This window comes from Brachybacterium sp. AOP43-C2-M15 (assembly GCF_052446295.1).
GTDB lineage: Bacteria > Actinomycetota > Actinomycetes > Actinomycetales > Dermabacteraceae > Brachybacterium.
This window is the reverse complement of sequence record NZ_JBQSWB010000014.1, coordinates 17,030-31,211: the sequence shown is the minus strand read 5'-3', so window position 1 is coordinate 31,211 and position 14,182 is coordinate 17,030. Positions and strand designations below refer to the sequence as shown.

The window sequence follows — 14,182 nt, the reverse complement described above, 5'->3', positions numbered from 1 at the left end:
GAGCCCCATGACCACCGCGACCGCCGCGCCCGACGTCGACGCCCCCGCCCCGCCGCGGCGGCGCCGGCCGCCGTTGGACCCGCGCCTGGTGCGCGAGGTGCGGGCCGCTCGCCGACATGTGGCGCGCACGGTCGCCCTGGGCCTGGTGCAGGCGCTGTGCGTGATCGTCACCGCGCTGGTGATCGCCCGGCTCGGGGCGCGCCTGCTGGTCGAGGGCGAAGTGCCCGAGGGCACCCCCGGCCTGCTGCTGCTCCTGGTGGGGGCGCTCGCCCTGCGCGCGGGGGCCGTGCTGGTGGAGGAGGCCACCGCCCACCGTGCCGCGACCGCGGCGATCAGCGAGCTGCGCGGACGTCTCGTCGCCCATGCCGCCCGCCTCGGGCCCCGCTCCGGCGCGGGCCGCGGCGCGGATCTCACGGCGCTGGCGACCACCGGGATCGAGAACCTGCGCCCCTACCTGGTGGGCTACGTCCCCCAGCTGATGCTCACGCTCACGGTGACGCCGCTGTGCCTGCTCACCATCGGCCTGCTGGACCCGATCAGCGCCGTCATCGCGGTGCTCACCCTGCCGCTGGTGCCCCTGTTCATGATCCTGGTCGGGAAGCTCACCGCGGGCCGCTCCGAGCGGCTCATCGCGGACATGCGCTCCCTGTGGTCGCAGCTGCTCGATCTCGTCGACGGACTGCCGACCCTGCGGGCGCTGGGCCGCGAGCGGGGCCCCGAGAAGGTGGTGCACCGCCTCGGGGAGCGCCACCGCACCTCGGCGATGGGCTCGCTGCGGTACGCCTTCCTCTCCTCGATGGTGCTCGAGCTGCTGGCGACGCTGTGCGTGGCCCTGATCGCGGTGAGCATCGGGATGCGCCTGGTCTACGGGGAGATGGATCTGCTGCCGGCGCTCGCGGTGCTCGTGCTCGCGCCCGAGGTCTACCAGCCGCTGCGCAGCGTCGGCGCCCAGTACCACTCCTCGACCGACGGCCTGGCCGCGGTCGGCGCCGCCTTCGAGGTGCTCGACGAGCCCGCGCCCCGGGACGGCGATCTCCCCGCACCGGACCTGCGCGGGGCGGGCCTCGCGCTGCGCGGGGTGAGCGTGCGCTCGCGCGACGGCCTGGCGCCGCACGAGGCGGAGCTCGTGGTGCGGCCCGGGCGCGTGCTCGCCCTGACCGGCCCCTCCGGCGCCGGGAAGACGACGGCGGTGCAGGTGCTGCTGGGGCTGCAGGAGCCCGACGAGGGGCGCGCCGAGGTGATCGCCGCCGACGGCACCGCGACCGACGTGCGCGCCCTGGACCGACGCACCCTCTGGGACCAGGTGGCCTGGCTGCCCCAGCGACCCGTGCTGCCCGCGGGGACCATCCGCTCCGTGCTCGGTGCCGCCCGGCCCGACGCCGAGCCGGCCGAGCTCGAGGCGGCGGCTGCCGCGACCGGGCTCGACGCCGTGATCGACGAGCGCGGCTGGGAGGCGGATCTGGGGCGCGCCGGCCACGGCATCTCGCTCGGCGAACGGCAGCGCCTCGCGCTCGCGCGCGCGATCCTCTCCCCCGCCCCTCTGGTGGTGCTCGACGAGCCCACGGCCCACCTCGACGGCGCGACCGAGCAGGTGGTGCTCGACCTGATCGCCGCGCTGCGCGCCGAGGGCCGCACCGTGATCGTGATCGCCCACCGCTCCCGTCTGGTGGACGTCGCCGACGAGATCGCCCGGGTGGAGGCGAGCCGATGAGCGCCCCGCCCCGCTCCCCGAGCGCCCTGCGCCGCGCCGAGCACGCCCTGGAGATCCCCCGCGCCCGCCTGCTGGCCGCGGTGCTCACCGCCTGCGCGACCCTCGGCTCCGCCTTCGCCCTCGCCGCCGTCTCCGCCTACCTGGTCACCCGGGCCTGGACGATGCCGCCGGTGCTCGACCTCACCGTCGCCGTGGTGATGGTGCGCGCGCTCGGCGTCTCCCGCGGCGTGCTGCGCTGGCTCGAGCGGATGCTCACCCACGACGTCGCCCTGCGCGGCGTGGTCTCGCTGCGCACGAACCTGTTCACCGCGCTCGCGGCCCGCACCGACGACGCACTGACCCGGCTGCGCCGCGGCGACCTGCTCTCCCGGCTCGGGGACGACGCCCAGGAGCTCGGCGACCACGTCATCAGGGCGATCGTGCCGAGCCTGGTCGCGATCGTGATGGCCGTGGCGGTGCTCGCGACCTTCCTCCCTCTGTCCCTGCCGGCCGCCGGGACCATGCTCGCCGCCCTGCTGCTCGCCGGAGGGATCGCACCGCTGGCCTCGCACCGTGCCGCCCGGCTCGCCCAGCAGGCCGTGGTCACGACCCGCTCGGCCGTCGGCGCGAAGTCGCTCGAGATCCTCGACGACGCGACCGCGCTGCAGGTCGAAGGGCGCCTCGGGGACGCGCTCAGCGAGCTCCGTGCACGGCAGGCCGCGCACGACGCGGCGATCGACCGGGCCGCGCTGCCGACGGCGGTCGCCGCCGCGGCGGTGCCGCTGACCATGGTCCTCGCGGTGACCGGCTCGCTGCTGGCCGCCGGGGCGCTCTGGGCCGTCGGCGGCGCCTCCGCCGGGCAGATCGGGATCCTGCTCCTGCTGCCGCTGTCCTCCTTCGAGGCCGTCACCGCGCTGCCCGCGGCCGCCGCCCAGCACGCCCGCTCCCGCGCCGCCGCCGAGCGCCTCGCCGAGCTGGCCGGCGCCGAGCCTGAGGAGCCCGCGCCCGCACCAGCACCAGCACCCGAGCAGCGGGGGTCCGCCGCACTGCGCGCCGTCGGGCTCACCGCGGGGTGGAGCGCCGATGCGCCCCGGGTGCGGGGACTCGACCTCGACCTGCCCGCCGGGTCACGGCTGGCCGTCCTCGGCCCCTCCGGCTGCGGGAAGTCGACGCTGCTGTCCACCCTCGCCGGCCTGCTGACCCCGCTGGCGGGTCGGGTCGAGCTGGACGGGAGGGACCTCGCCGAGCTCGGCGCCGCGGAGATCCGCGCCGGAGCGACCATGTTCGCCGAGGACGCCCACGTCTTCGCCACCACCGTGCGGGAGAACCTGCGCGTGGTCCGCGGGGGTCTCGAGGACGACACCGCCCTCGCGGCGCTCGCCGCCGTCGGCCTCGACGACTGGCTCGCGACCCTCCCGGCGGGTCTGGACACCATGCTCGGTCCCGACGGCACCACCGTCTCCGGCGGCGAGCGGCGCCGGCTGCTGCTGGCCCGCGCCGTGGTGCGCCGCGGCCCGGTCCTGCTGCTGGACGAGCCGACCGAGCACCTCGACACCGAGCACGGCGACGCGCTGCTGCGCGCCCTGCTCGACCCCGACGACGACTCCTTGGTCCCGCGGGACAGCACCGTCGTGGTGGTCACCCACCGCGTCGAGGCGATTCCCGCCGGCACCCCCACCCTCCGTCTCGAGGAGCACCGATGACCCCGACCACTCCTCCCTCCCGCGCCGACCGGTCCCGGATCCAGGACCTCGCCGGCGCGGTGCTCGCCGGCGGGGACACCGAGGAGCTTCTGGACCTGCTGCTGCGCTCGGCCCGCAGCGACCTCGGCGCCCGCAGCGCCGTGCTGGTGATGCCGCCCGCGCCGGGGCGATGGAGCGTCGAGATGGTCCACGGCCCCGATGCCGGGGCCCTGCTCGGCGAGGAGGTCCCGAGGGATTCCGCGACCGGGCAGGCCCTCGAGCGGGCCGACGCCGACGCCCTCGAGGCGATCGGGTTCCTCGAGGTCGGCGCCGAGCGCTGCCGGGCGCTGCTCGGGGTGATCGACGCCGCCGAGCAGGGGACGGGGCTGCTGGCCGTGGTGAGGCCGGCGCAGTCCTCCCCCTTCGACGCCGCGGACCGCGAGCGTCTCGATGCGCTCTCGGGTCTGATCGCCCTCACCCTGCGCGCCCCCTCGCTCGGGTCCAGCGCGGAGATCGACGACGAGCGCAGCCGCATCGCCCGGGACCTCCACGACCTCGCGATCCAGGAGCTGTTCGCGGTGGGCATGGAGCTCGAGGGGCTCGTGGACTCCCTCGAGTCCCCGGGGGCGCCGCCCTCGAACGCGCGGATCCGCAGCTCCGTGTCCACCTCGGTGCAGGGGGTCGAGAACGCGGTCGCTCAGATCCGGCAGATCGTGCAGTCGCTGCGGCGCGAGCGCGCCGAGGCGACCCTCACCGAGCAGCTGCGCCGCGAGGTGGGCCTGGCCACGGCGGGGCTCGGCTTCGTGCCCTCGATGCGACTGCCCCCGCACCCTGCGGAGATGGACGCGGAGCTGCCGCCGGAGATCGCCGAGGACGTGGTCGCCGTGGTGCGCGAGAGCCTGGCCAACGCCGCCCGCCACGCCCATGCGACGGCGGTGGCGGTCTCGGTGAGCGTGTTCTCCGAGGGGGTGGACCGGGTGGTGCAGGTCAACGTCTCCGACAACGGCCGCGGCATCGATCCTGCGGTGCGGCGCCGCAGCGGGCTGGCGAACATGTCCTCGCGGGCCCGGCGACACTCGGGCTGGGTGGACGCGATCAGCCTGGAGCCGGGCACGATGATCTCCTGGCGGGTCACGCTCCCGGCGGTGTGAGCCGCGGAGCTACTGCGGCTTCCACCCGGCGCGGCGCCGGGCGGCGACCAGCGCGGCCACCTGGGTGCGACGCTGCATGCCGAGCGCCTGCAGGATCACGGTGACCCGGTTCTTCACCGTCTTCTCCGCGATGCCGAGCGCCTCGGCGATCTCGCGGTTGGAGTGCCCGTCGCCGATCAGCTCGACGATCCGCTGATCGGACTCCGACAGGTCCGGGCCGTCCTCGACATGGGCGCTCGGCCAGACCTCCCTGCCCTCGTGCACGGCTCGGATCGCCTCGACGATCTCCTGGGAGCGGGCGGATTTCAGGATCAGCCCGGCGGCTCCGGCCGCCCGGGACTCGCGCTGCGCGGCGTCGTCGTCGAAGCTCGTCAGCACCAGCATCCGCTGCTCGGGATCGAGCTCGCGCGCGGTCCGAATGACGTCGATGCCGGTGCCGTCGGGCAGCTGGAGGTCGACCACCAGCACCTGGGGCCGGATCGCGGGCAGGCGACGGGCCGCCTCGGCCACCGAGGAGGCCTCGCCGATCACGCTGAGCGCCTCGCTCGCATCGATCGCGGTGACGAGACCGCGGCGGACCACCTCGTGGTCGTCCACCAGCATCACGCGGATCGGGCCGTCCTGTCCGGTCGCTGTCACGGAGCGTCCTCCCTCACGTCGTCCTGCTTGACCTCATGCCGACCTGCGCTGGCACCGGGGGCAGTAGTGACTGCTCCGCCCCTGGTGGACCGCTCGTCGAAGCAATCTACCGCACCGCGCGCAGGGCAGGCCCTCGCGGCCGTAGGCGGACAGCGAGCGGGCGAAGTACCCGCTGCGCCCGTCCACGTTGACGTACAGCGCGTCGAAGCTGGTGCCGCCGACCTCGAGCGCGCGCTCCATCACCGTGCGCGTCGCGCGCAGCAGCTCGAGAGCCTTGCGCTGGCCGATCGCCGAGCCCGGGGTGTCGAAGCGGAGCCGGGCCGCCCACAGCGCCTCGTCGGCGTAGATGTTCCCGATGCCGGAGACCAGCTCCTGGTTCAGCAGCAGCGACTTCACCCCGGCGCGTCGCGCGCGCAGGGCGCGGGCGACGGAGGGCAGGTCCAGCGCGGGGTCGAGCAGGTCGCGCGCGATGTGGGCGGCCCCGACGGGCAGCAGCGCATCGGGACTGCCCAGTCCCGAGACGTCCCCGTCGGCCGCCTCCACCAGCGGACTCGTCCACAGGCCGCCGAACAGCCGCTGGTCGATCAGATCGACCCGCGCGCCGTCGTCGAGGTGGAGGGAGAGACGGCGGTGCCGCAGCGGATCGGAGGCCGGGCCCTCGGAGGTGATCGGGAGCACCGGCTCCGCGGCGGGATCCGCGATGTCCGCGGGGTCCGCGATGTCCGCGGGGTCCGCGCGGTCCTCGGCAGTCCTCCTGGCGGTCGCGGCGCCGGGTGGTGTCGTCATGCGCAGCTGCCCGCTCATGCCGAGGTGCCCCATCAGCGCCTCGCCGGTGTCGGCGCCGTCGGGATCTGCCAGGCGCCACCACAGGAACTTCCCGCGCCGGGCGAGGGCCGACAGCGTGGAGCCGAGCAGCGCCGCGCGCAGGCGGTCCGCTCCCCCGACCTGACGGCGGATGATCCGGGGGTCCAGCAGCTCGACCTCGGTGACGGTGCGACCGAGGGTGCGCGGGGCGAGACCGCGCCGGACCACCTCGACCTCGGGGAGCTCGGGCACGGCTCAGCCCCGCGGGATGAGGGTCTCGCCGCGCTCGGCGAGGATGCCCCGCACGGCGTTCTGGGCCGCCGCGAGCTCGGCGTCCTTCTTCGAGCCGCCGTCACCGCGCGCGGTGACCACGCCCTCCACGGTCGCCGTGGCGGTGTAGACCTTCTGGTGCTCGAGGCCGGACTCGGTGATCGAGTAGGTGACGCTCGCGCCCTCGGCGGCGGCGATCTCCTGCAGACGGGACTTGAAGTCGTAGCCGGTCTCGAGGAACTCGTCCGAGTCCAGCAGCGGCCGCAGCAGGTCCAGCACGAAGCGCCGGGAGACGTCCTGACCGAGCGCGAGGTGGACGGCGCCGATCACGGCCTCGGTGGTGTCGGCGAGGATCGAGGCCTTGGCGCGACCGCCGGTGAGGTCCTCGCCGCGGCCGAGCCTCACGTAGGCGCCGAGGTCAAGCTTGGAGGCGATCACGGCGAGCGCGCGGGTGGACACGGTCGCGGCGCGACGCCGGGCCAGATCCCCCTCGGGCAGGGTGGGGTGGGCGGAGTAGAGATGCTCGGTGACCGCGAGCTGCAGCACGGCATCGCCGAGGAACTCGAGGCGCTCGTTGTGGGGCAGGCCGTCGTGCTCGTAGGAGTAGGAGCGGTGGGTCAGGGCCAGCTCGAGCAGCCCGGAGCCGGTGAGGTCCTCGCTCTGCGCGCCGTCCAGCGGCAGGCGCTCGAGCAGGCCCTGCGGGGCGGCGGCCTCGGTGGCGCGGCGCCTGCGGGCCATCAGGCCTCCTCGTTCTGCTGCTCGTCGTCCTGCTTCTCGTCGTCCTGCTGCTCCTCGTCGAACAGGCCCTTCAGCGCCGCGAAGCGGTCGTCGATGACGTCGTGGTGGTGGTCGGGATCGTCCTCCATCCGGGCGCCGCACTGGCCGCACAGGCCCGGGCAGTCCTCGCGGCACAGAGGGCGCTCCTCGGCGGCCATCGCGAGGGCGTCGCGCACCAGGGGGCCGAGGTTCACGTCGTCGTCCTCGAGGAGGACGGTGTCCTCCTTCTCCTCGGCCCTGACCTTCTCGGGGAACATGAACAGCTCGTCGATGCGGGCGGTGACGTCCTGCTCGACCGGGTCGAGGCAGCGGGAGCACTCGCCCTCGAGGTGGGCGACGGCGGTGCCGTGGACGTAGACGCCTTCGACCACGGACTCGAGCTCGGCCTCGACGGCGATCTCCTGGCCCTCGGGGACCTGCATCGCGATGCCGCCGGCCTCGCGGGCGGGGGCGGGGACGGCGCGCTCGACGCGGCGGTGCGATCCGGTGCGGCCGACGAGGTCGACCGCGTCGAACCGCAGAGCGGTGTCGAGCGTCGTGGAGCTGTCGTTCTCGGAAGTCATCGGGGTGGGTCCTTCGTTCGAGGGGGCTGTTCAGGATACGGCGGAGGCGGCGCGCAGCGCGTCCAGGGAGGGCGCGGGAAGCATGTCGGAGACATCACCCCCGAGGGCGTGCACCTCCCGCACGAGCGAGGAGGAGATGTGGGAGTAGGCCGTGTCGGTGAGCAGGAAGACGGTGTCGGTGCCAGCGAGGTGCCGGTTCATTCGGGCCATGGGCTCCTCGTAGGCGAGGTCGAGCTGGGAGCGCAGCCCGCGCACCACGGCCTCGGCGCCCACCTCGCGGCAGAAGTCGACCAGCAGCCCTCGGGGAAGCGTGCGGACCTCGACGCTCGCGTCGAGGCCGTCCTGGACGAGGGTGCGGGTGATCGCACCGGTGCGGGCCTCGAGGTCGAGCGTCCCCTTCTTCGAGGGGTTGTGGGAGACGGCGATGATCACGCGGTGGCCGAGGGCGGCGGCCCGGCGGGTGAGATCGAGGTGTCCCAGGGTGAAGGGGTCGAACGAGCCGGGCAGGACGACGGTGCTCATGGCGTCACTCTAGTGGGGCGTCACTCCGGTGGGCGTCACGCCGCTGCGCCCCTGCCCGCGGGGCCGGGCCGGCATCTCATGAGAGCTCGAGGGTCACCTGGTGCACGCCGTCCTCGTCGATGGTGCCGATGACGAGGGTGCCGGTGGCGCCCTCGAGCTCGCCGGTGCCGGAGCCGGGGGCGAGCACGTAGTGCAGGACGGGCTCCCCGGCGTCCATGATGCCCAGCTGCTGGAGGGCGACGGTGCCGCGGCGCCCGTCGATGGCGCCCTCGAAGGTCTCGGACGCGATGTAGCCGGCGCTCCCGCTGGCCGGGTCGCCGGCGGTGAGCATGAGGCCGTGGGAGGTTCCCTCGAGGCCACCGGTCCAGGTCTTGACGAGGTCGAAGCGACCGTCGGCACCGGGGAGCGCCTCGGCGGGGGTCATCTGCACGGTGAAGGATCCGGTGAGAGTGGTCATGGCTCCAGTCTCCGCCCCGTCAGCGGGAGCGTCCACGGTATTCCGAGGCGAGCAGCGCATAGGACATGCCGTCGAGCCAGCGTCCGCTGCGGTGCAGGGACTCCTCGCGGAAGACGCCCTCGAGACGGAGCCCGATCTTCTCCATCACGCGACGGGAGGCGTGGTTCTCGGCAAAGCAGGAGGCCTCGATGCGGCGCACCCCGAGTCCGTCGATCGCGAGGTCGAGGAGGGCGGCGGCGAACTCGGTGCCGAGGCCCTGGCCGTGCGCGGCGGGGTCGAGCACCCAGCCCAGCTCGGCCTGCTGCCCCTCGGCCTGTGCGCGCACGTCCGCCTGGGACCATGCGTCCTGACGCTCGACCTTGCCGCTGGCGACGATGCGCCCGTCCCGCAGGCCGACGATGCAGCTCGCCAGCGTCCCGTCCCACCACCGCTGATGCTCCTCGAGCGTGGGGCTGAGGGTGGTCGTCCACTCCTGCACCTCGGGCCTGCGGTACCAGGGCCACACCGCGGCGGCATCCTCGGGGAGTCCGCGGCGCAGCTCGAGCCGGTCGGTGGGCAGGGGCCAGTCGAGGTCGTCGAGGGTGAGGGCCATGGGGTCAGGCTACGTCCGTCAGAACGGTGGCGCGCCCTGCCCGGGCGGCGGTGGGAGCGGTGGTGGACCGGTATCGCGCTCCTCCTCGTACTGGGGGTCGGAGTAGTACGCGAGCAGGTGCATCCCCCATCGCTGCGCCTCCTCGCGATCGGCGGCCTCGGCCGGTGACTCGTCGAGGACCCCGAGACGGGTCAGGGCCTCGAACTCCTCGTCGTCGAGGTGTCGCTGCCAGGCGTCCTGCAGGAGGTCGGCGAGCTCGCGCGTGACGAGATCGGTGTTCTGAGCGACCTCGCACACGGCGATATCGCCCACTCGCCAACGGGTGCCCTCGGTGCCCTCCTCTCGTACGGGGTCGAGTCGGCCCGCGGACTTCATCCGGTGGTGGGTGCGACACAGCCGGTGCAGGTTCTCGATCCTGGTCGGTCCTCCGCGAGAGGGATGCTCGAGGTCGAACTCCTCGATGTGGTCCGCCTCCCCGACGGTCATGACGTTGCGGGTGCAGCCGGGGACCGCGCAGACGGGGTCGATCAGGCGGAGGTTCTCGGCCATCGCGCTCGTGGAGCGGTAGGTCTGCGAGGCCGATGCCGCGTAGGCGCCCTTGATCGGGTGGGTGAGCACCCGTTCGAAGGCAGGGGCCCTGGCCACGAGCTCACGCGCCATGCGCGGCGGGATCGGGACGGTGCCGTCCAGCGTCGCGGGGGCGCTGGAGAGGCCCAGCAGGGTCAGCACCGGCACCACCACGGAGATCCGGAAGGCGGGCTCGGGCACCTCCACCGGACCGGTCTCCAGCATCGATCGCACCGCCACCGCGTACTGGAGGGCGGCGAGCGTCATCTGGCGCCCTTCGCGGGCGACGTCCCCGTCGAGGTCGAAGGGGATCGGGGCACCGTCCTCGAGCGCTCGGCGCTGGGCGTCCTGGACGCTGCGCGCGGCGGCGTCCAGGCGCCGTCCGAGGACGATGATCTCGGGGATGGGCCCGCGCACGGTGAGGCAGGCGGTGCCGTCCCCGTCCTGCGAGGGCTGGACGGAGACGCTGCGCTGCTCGCGCGGGGACTCGTGGACCGCGGATCTGCCGAACCACTCGACCAGGAGGCGCAGCTCGCGGTAGAAGCGCTCGACGTCGATCGAGTCCAGCTGCCAGAGGGCGACCCGTTCGTCGACCTGGTGCCGCTGGTGCGAGGTCAGGCGCAGCACGCTACGGAGGAGCCACTCGAACCACTCCGCGGGAAGTGCTCCCTCCTCGACCCGGGCGAAGCAGGCCGGGAGATCCGTGACGGCGATGTGGGCGTCACGGAGGCGGTCCTCGCCGCGGGGGAGCTTGGCCCGCAGCCCCGCGGCGGCCGCGAGCGCGTTCAGAGCCTTCTCGTCGCCCTCGTCCTCCTCGGACCAGAGCGAGGCGAGGTCCCGCATCTCGGCGACGTAGAAGGCGGCGTGCTCCTGCCGACGACGGCGGAAGATCCGCAGGACCGTCTCCGCCTCGGCGGACTGCGGAGCGACCTCTGCGCGGCCGACGACGGCGTGCGGGGTGAGCTCCGTGCGGGCGCGCACCCGGCGGCGCGGCGGCTCGCCGGGGCGGACGGGGAGCGCGACCGGTCCCGGGCCCTCGGGCAGGGCAGGGACGGGGAGCTGGCGCGGGGGCGGGAGCGGGGCGCCGTCGGGCGCGGCGGCATCCGAGCGGGCGGAGACCCGGCGAAATCGTCCCATGACCCCTCCCCTCGTTCCCTCGACGATCGCGGAGCGCCGACCTCGGACCCGCTTCCCGACCCTCCCCATTTTAGAACGTACGGTCGACTTGCGCCAGAGCACGGCGAGATATCCGCACATCTGTGGACGACCATGGGCGGTGGAGGAAGCGTCACATGATCCACATTCCGCCCACATCCTGTGGATACTCCCAGGTCACATAGCGCACGGGGAATCCGTGCCGGCGCCGCCGACTTCCCTCCCGAGCTGAGGATCCCCGAGAATGCGCAGGGCGCACACGACGCCCCGAAAAGGCATATTCTGCGACGCAATGCAAGGCCCGCCGAAAAATGTGGACAATCCTCAGGCCGGTCCACCGAACTGCAGCACGGTCTCGCCGTAGGTCTTCGTGCCGTCGTCCGCCCACCCCTCGGGCCAGACCAGCGGGCGAGTGCGCGAGGAGCGCTCCGCGACCACGAGCGCCTCGTCCGTGAGCGCGGGACGCAGCGTCAGCAGCAGCTGCTCGAGCGCCTCGGTGGGCACGTCGTAGGGCGGGTCGAGGAAGACCAGGGTCGTTCCGTGGCCGGCGAGCGAGCCGGCGACGGTCGCCGCTCTCCCGGCCCGGATCTCGGTGCGCTCGGCGAGGCCCAGCTCCGCGGCGGTGCGACGCAGCTGCTTCACCGTCGGCGAATGGATCTCCACCAGAAGCGCGTGATCGGCGCCGCGCGAGAGCGCCTCGAAGGCGAGCGCGCCGGTGCCGGCGTAGAGGTCGAGGACGCCGGCGCCGGCGAGCGCTCCCCAGCCCTCGAGACGGTTGAACAGCGCCTCGCGCACCTTGTCGGAGGTGGGACGGGTGCCCTTGCCGGGCGGGCCGGGGATGGTGCGGCCGCCGAGGCTGCCGGAGACGATGCGCGGCATGTCAGCTCCTCTCCACGTCGGGGTCGGCGTCGCGCAGGCGCTCCTCGACCGCCCCGGCGAGGGCCGGATGGGCGGTGAGCTCGGGGTCGGCGGCGACCACGGCGAAGGCGTCCTCGCGGGCCTGCTCGATCGCGCGGGCGTCCCGCAGCACGTCGAGGTGCTTGAGGGTGCGCTGCAGGCCGGACTGCTCCTCCCCCACCAGGTCGCCGGCGCCCCGACGGCGCAGGTCGAGCTCGGCCAGGGCGAAGCCGTCGGGGGCCTCGGCGATGCGCTGCAGGTGCTGGGAATGCGCCTGATCGGGCTCGGCGCTGGTGTCGAGGAAGGCGATGCCGGCGTGCTCGCCGCGGCCCACGCGGCCGCGCAGCTGGTGCAGCTGGGAGACGCCGAACCGCTCGGCGTCCAGGATCACCATCACCGAGGCGTTGGGCACGTCGACCCCCACCTCGATGACGGTCGTGGAGACCAGCAGATCGATCTCCCCGCGCCCCATCCGCTCCATGACCTCCTGCTTCTCTTCGCCGCTCAGCCGCCCATGGAGAACGGCGAGGCGGGCGCCGGCGAGCTCGGGCCGCTCGGCGAGCCGGCGGACGGTCTGCAGCACGCCGCGGGCGGGCTCGAGCGGGGGCGCCTTCTCCCTGCCCTCCTCGTCGAGAGCCGGCGGGGCCGGGGCGTCCGCCTCCTCCTCGTCGATACGGGCGCAGACCACGAACACCTGGCGCCCCGCGGCGATCTCCTCCGCGGCACGCTGCCACATCCGCGTCACCCAGCTCTCGACCTTCTCGTGGACCACGAAGCTGGAGACACCGGCCCGGTGCCCGGGGCTCTCGCGCAGCGTGAGCACATCGAGATCGCCCACCGTGGCCAGAGCGGCGGTGCGCGGGATCGGGGTCGCCGTCATGACGATCACGTGGGGGCTCTGCCCGGATGGGCCCTTCGCACGCAGGCGCCGGCGATGGTCCACCCCGAAGCGGTGCTGCTCGTCGATCACCGCGAGGCCCAGGGAGGCGAACTCGACGCCCTCGGTGAGCAGCGCATGGGTGCCGACGACGATGCCGGCCTGTCCCGAGGTGACGTCGAGCAGCGTCTCCCGCCGATGGGCGGTGCGCTGGGAGCCGGTGAGCAGACGCACCCGGGTCGCCTCGGGGTGGGCGTCGAGCTGTCCGGCGCGGGAGAGCTCGCCGAGCAGGGTGGTGAGGGTGCGGTGGTGCTGCTCGGCGAGCACCTCGGTGGGGGCCAGCAGCACGGCCTGATGGCCGGAGTCCACCGCGCGGAGCATGGCACGCAGGGCGACGACGGTCTTGCCGGAGCCGACGTCCCCCTGCAGCAGGACGCTGGTGGGGTGGCCGTTGCCGATGCGCTCCTCGAGCTTCGCGCCGATCTCCCGCTGCCCGTCGGTGAGGGCGAAGGGGAGCCGCTCGTCGAACAGGCCCTGCAGCGGGCCCTCGGCCGCGAGGACGGGGGCGGGGGTGCGCTCGTCCTGGGCGCGGCGCTGGGCGAAGATCGTCTGCAGGACGAAGGCCTCCTCGTAGCGGAGGTGGGCCATGCCCCGGCGGGTGTCCTCGACGGTGAGCGGGAGGTGGACCCGGCGCACGGCCTCCTCGAGCGGGGACAGACCACGGCGGGCGAGGGCCTCGGCGGGGACCGGGCGGGAGAGCGAGCCCGCGTACTCGAGCCCCTTCTCGGTGGCCGATCGCATGGTGGCCTGAGCGATGTTCTGGCGCAGCGGGTAGACCGGGCGGGGGCGCTGGGCCCAGGCGCGGCCCTCGTCGGTGTCCTCGACCGGTTCGTAGTCCGGGTGGGTGAGCTGCAGCGCCTTGCGATAGCCGTCGTAGCCGACGGTGCCGCGCACGAGGATCCGGGCGCCGATCGGGAGTCGGCCGCGATGCCACTGGACCTGGTGCTGCTTGGTGAGGAAGAAGGTGAGCGGGAGGGAGTCGGTGCCGTCGGAGACGGTGACCTCGAGGACGAAGCCGTGCCGGCTGCGCATCGCCCGGTCGCGCACCGACTCCACCTCGACGATGGCGCTGACCTCCTCGCCCTGGTGGATCTCGCGCAGGGAGCGCAGCGGGGCGGGGACCATGTAGCGCCGAGGGGCGAAGCGCATCATGGTGTCCAGGTCGCGCACCCCGAAGGACGCCATCGCCCTGGACTCCTTGGAGACCAGCAGCTCCGAGAGCGGCATCGAGCCCCGGGCGGACTCCTGCCTCCTGGCCATGCGGACCTCTCCTCGTGCTCGGCGATCGCAGTCCCGGTCGGCGCGACCTGCGAGGTCCTATCGTGCCACTGCCCTGCGACGCTGTGGCGGAATCCACAGCGGCCCGGAACACCCCTCCCCTTCAGGCGCGCGGGCATCTGGGCTATGCTTCCGTGGTTGCCCTGACCGCCGGGGGCTCGCACCTCCGTGCTCACCCAGGTCACCGACCCCGCCGCACTC

At 74.0% G+C, this 14,182-nt stretch carries 13 protein-coding genes; 3 read left to right on the top strand and 10 right to left on the bottom strand.

Annotated elements, in window-relative coordinates; translation table 11 throughout:
- Positions 1-7: 7 nt before the first annotated feature.
- From cydD to ACT3SP_RS14925, 3 genes are read left to right on the top strand one after another with little or no spacing between them, the layout of a single operon-like run.
- Positions 8-1,711 carry a thiol reductant ABC exporter subunit CydD gene (gene cydD / locus ACT3SP_RS14935; RefSeq protein ID WP_444588096.1) on the top strand — a complete coding sequence of 568 codons (1,704 nt, stop codon included), beginning with the start codon at positions 8-10 and terminating at the stop codon, positions 1,709-1,711.
- Complete coding sequence (gene cydC, locus ACT3SP_RS14930; RefSeq protein ID WP_444588095.1) at positions 1,708-3,393, top strand: thiol reductant ABC exporter subunit CydC; 1,686 nt, start codon at positions 1,708-1,710, stop codon at positions 3,391-3,393. Before cydD ends, cydC begins: the two co-directional genes overlap by 4 nt.
- On the top strand, positions 3,390-4,523 hold the full coding sequence (locus tag ACT3SP_RS14925; RefSeq protein WP_444588094.1) for a sensor histidine kinase: 1,134 nt from the start codon (positions 3,390-3,392) through the stop codon (positions 4,521-4,523). The genes cydC and ACT3SP_RS14925 overlap by 4 nt, the downstream gene beginning before the upstream one ends.
- 9 nt (positions 4,524-4,532) lie before the next feature.
- Here ACT3SP_RS14925 and ACT3SP_RS14920 read toward each other — a convergent pair whose 3' ends face one another.
- From ACT3SP_RS14920 to ACT3SP_RS14875, 10 genes are all read right to left on the bottom strand, one after another.
- Positions 4,533-5,162, bottom strand: a complete 630-nt coding sequence (locus ACT3SP_RS14920; RefSeq protein WP_444588093.1) for a response regulator transcription factor — start codon at positions 5,160-5,162, stop codon at positions 4,533-4,535.
- Positions 5,163-5,195: 33 nt separating this feature from the next.
- Complete coding sequence (gene mutM, locus ACT3SP_RS14915) at positions 5,196-6,218, bottom strand: bifunctional DNA-formamidopyrimidine glycosylase/DNA-(apurinic or apyrimidinic site) lyase (protein ID WP_444588092.1); 1,023 nt, start codon at positions 6,216-6,218, stop codon at positions 5,196-5,198.
- Positions 6,219-6,221: 3 nt separating this feature from the next.
- Entirely contained in the window at positions 6,222-6,974 is a 753-nt protein-coding gene (gene rnc, locus ACT3SP_RS14910; RefSeq protein WP_444588091.1) for a ribonuclease III, read from the bottom strand.
- Entirely contained in the window at positions 6,974-7,576 is a 603-nt protein-coding gene (locus ACT3SP_RS14905; RefSeq protein WP_444588090.1) for a YceD family protein, read from the bottom strand. Before ACT3SP_RS14905 ends, rnc begins: the two co-directional genes overlap by 1 nt.
- Positions 7,577-7,606: 30 nt before the next feature.
- Positions 7,607-8,098, bottom strand: coding sequence for a pantetheine-phosphate adenylyltransferase (gene coaD, locus ACT3SP_RS14900; protein ID WP_444588089.1), 492 nt, complete (start codon positions 8,096-8,098; stop codon positions 7,607-7,609).
- A 76-nt stretch (positions 8,099-8,174) separates the two neighbouring features.
- A complete protein-coding gene (locus tag ACT3SP_RS14895) occupies positions 8,175-8,555 on the bottom strand; it encodes a DUF3224 domain-containing protein (RefSeq protein ID WP_444588088.1) in 381 nt (126 codons plus the stop codon).
- 19 nt (positions 8,556-8,574) lie between these two features.
- Positions 8,575-9,147, bottom strand: a complete 573-nt coding sequence (locus ACT3SP_RS14890) for a GNAT family N-acetyltransferase (protein WP_444588087.1) — start codon at positions 9,145-9,147, stop codon at positions 8,575-8,577.
- Positions 9,148-9,165: 18 nt separating this feature from the next.
- Positions 9,166-10,851: an HNH endonuclease signature motif containing protein gene (locus tag ACT3SP_RS14885; protein ID WP_444588086.1), complete on the bottom strand. Its 1,686-nt coding sequence runs from the start codon at positions 10,849-10,851 to the stop codon at positions 9,166-9,168.
- A gap of 342 nt (positions 10,852-11,193) precedes the next feature.
- Positions 11,194-11,748, bottom strand: a complete 555-nt coding sequence (gene rsmD / locus ACT3SP_RS14880; protein WP_444588085.1) for a 16S rRNA (guanine(966)-N(2))-methyltransferase RsmD — start codon at positions 11,746-11,748, stop codon at positions 11,194-11,196.
- Position 11,749: 1 nt separating this feature from the next.
- Entirely contained in the window at positions 11,750-13,963 is a 2,214-nt protein-coding gene (locus ACT3SP_RS14875) for an ATP-dependent DNA helicase RecG (protein WP_444588084.1), read from the bottom strand.
- Positions 13,964-14,182: the final 219 nt, after the last annotated feature.

Coding starts and splice junctions, on each gene's coding strand:
- cydD (WP_444588096.1), top strand. CDS start 8: ATGACCACCGCGACCGCCGCGCCCGACGTCGACGCCCCCGCCCCGCCG.
- cydC (WP_444588095.1), top strand. CDS start 1,708: ATGAGCGCCCCGCCCCGCTCCCCGAGCGCCCTGCGCCGCGCCGAGCAC.
- ACT3SP_RS14925 (WP_444588094.1), top strand. CDS start 3,390: ATGACCCCGACCACTCCTCCCTCCCGCGCCGACCGGTCCCGGATCCAG.
- rnc (WP_444588091.1), bottom strand. CDS start 6,974: ATGGCCCGCAGGCGCCGCGCCACCGAGGCCGCCGCCCCGCAGGGCCTG.
- ACT3SP_RS14905 (WP_444588090.1), bottom strand. CDS start 7,576: ATGACTTCCGAGAACGACAGCTCCACGACGCTCGACACCGCTCTGCGG.
- coaD (WP_444588089.1), bottom strand. CDS start 8,098: ATGAGCACCGTCGTCCTGCCCGGCTCGTTCGACCCCTTCACCCTGGGA.
- ACT3SP_RS14895 (WP_444588088.1), bottom strand. CDS start 8,555: ATGACCACTCTCACCGGATCCTTCACCGTGCAGATGACCCCCGCCGAG.
- ACT3SP_RS14890 (WP_444588087.1), bottom strand. CDS start 9,147: ATGGCCCTCACCCTCGACGACCTCGACTGGCCCCTGCCCACCGACCGG.
- ACT3SP_RS14885 (WP_444588086.1), bottom strand. CDS start 10,851: ATGGGACGATTTCGCCGGGTCTCCGCCCGCTCGGATGCCGCCGCGCCC.
- rsmD (WP_444588085.1), bottom strand. CDS start 11,748: ATGCCGCGCATCGTCTCCGGCAGCCTCGGCGGCCGCACCATCCCCGGC.
- ACT3SP_RS14875 (WP_444588084.1), bottom strand. CDS start 13,963: ATGGCCAGGAGGCAGGAGTCCGCCCGGGGCTCGATGCCGCTCTCGGAG.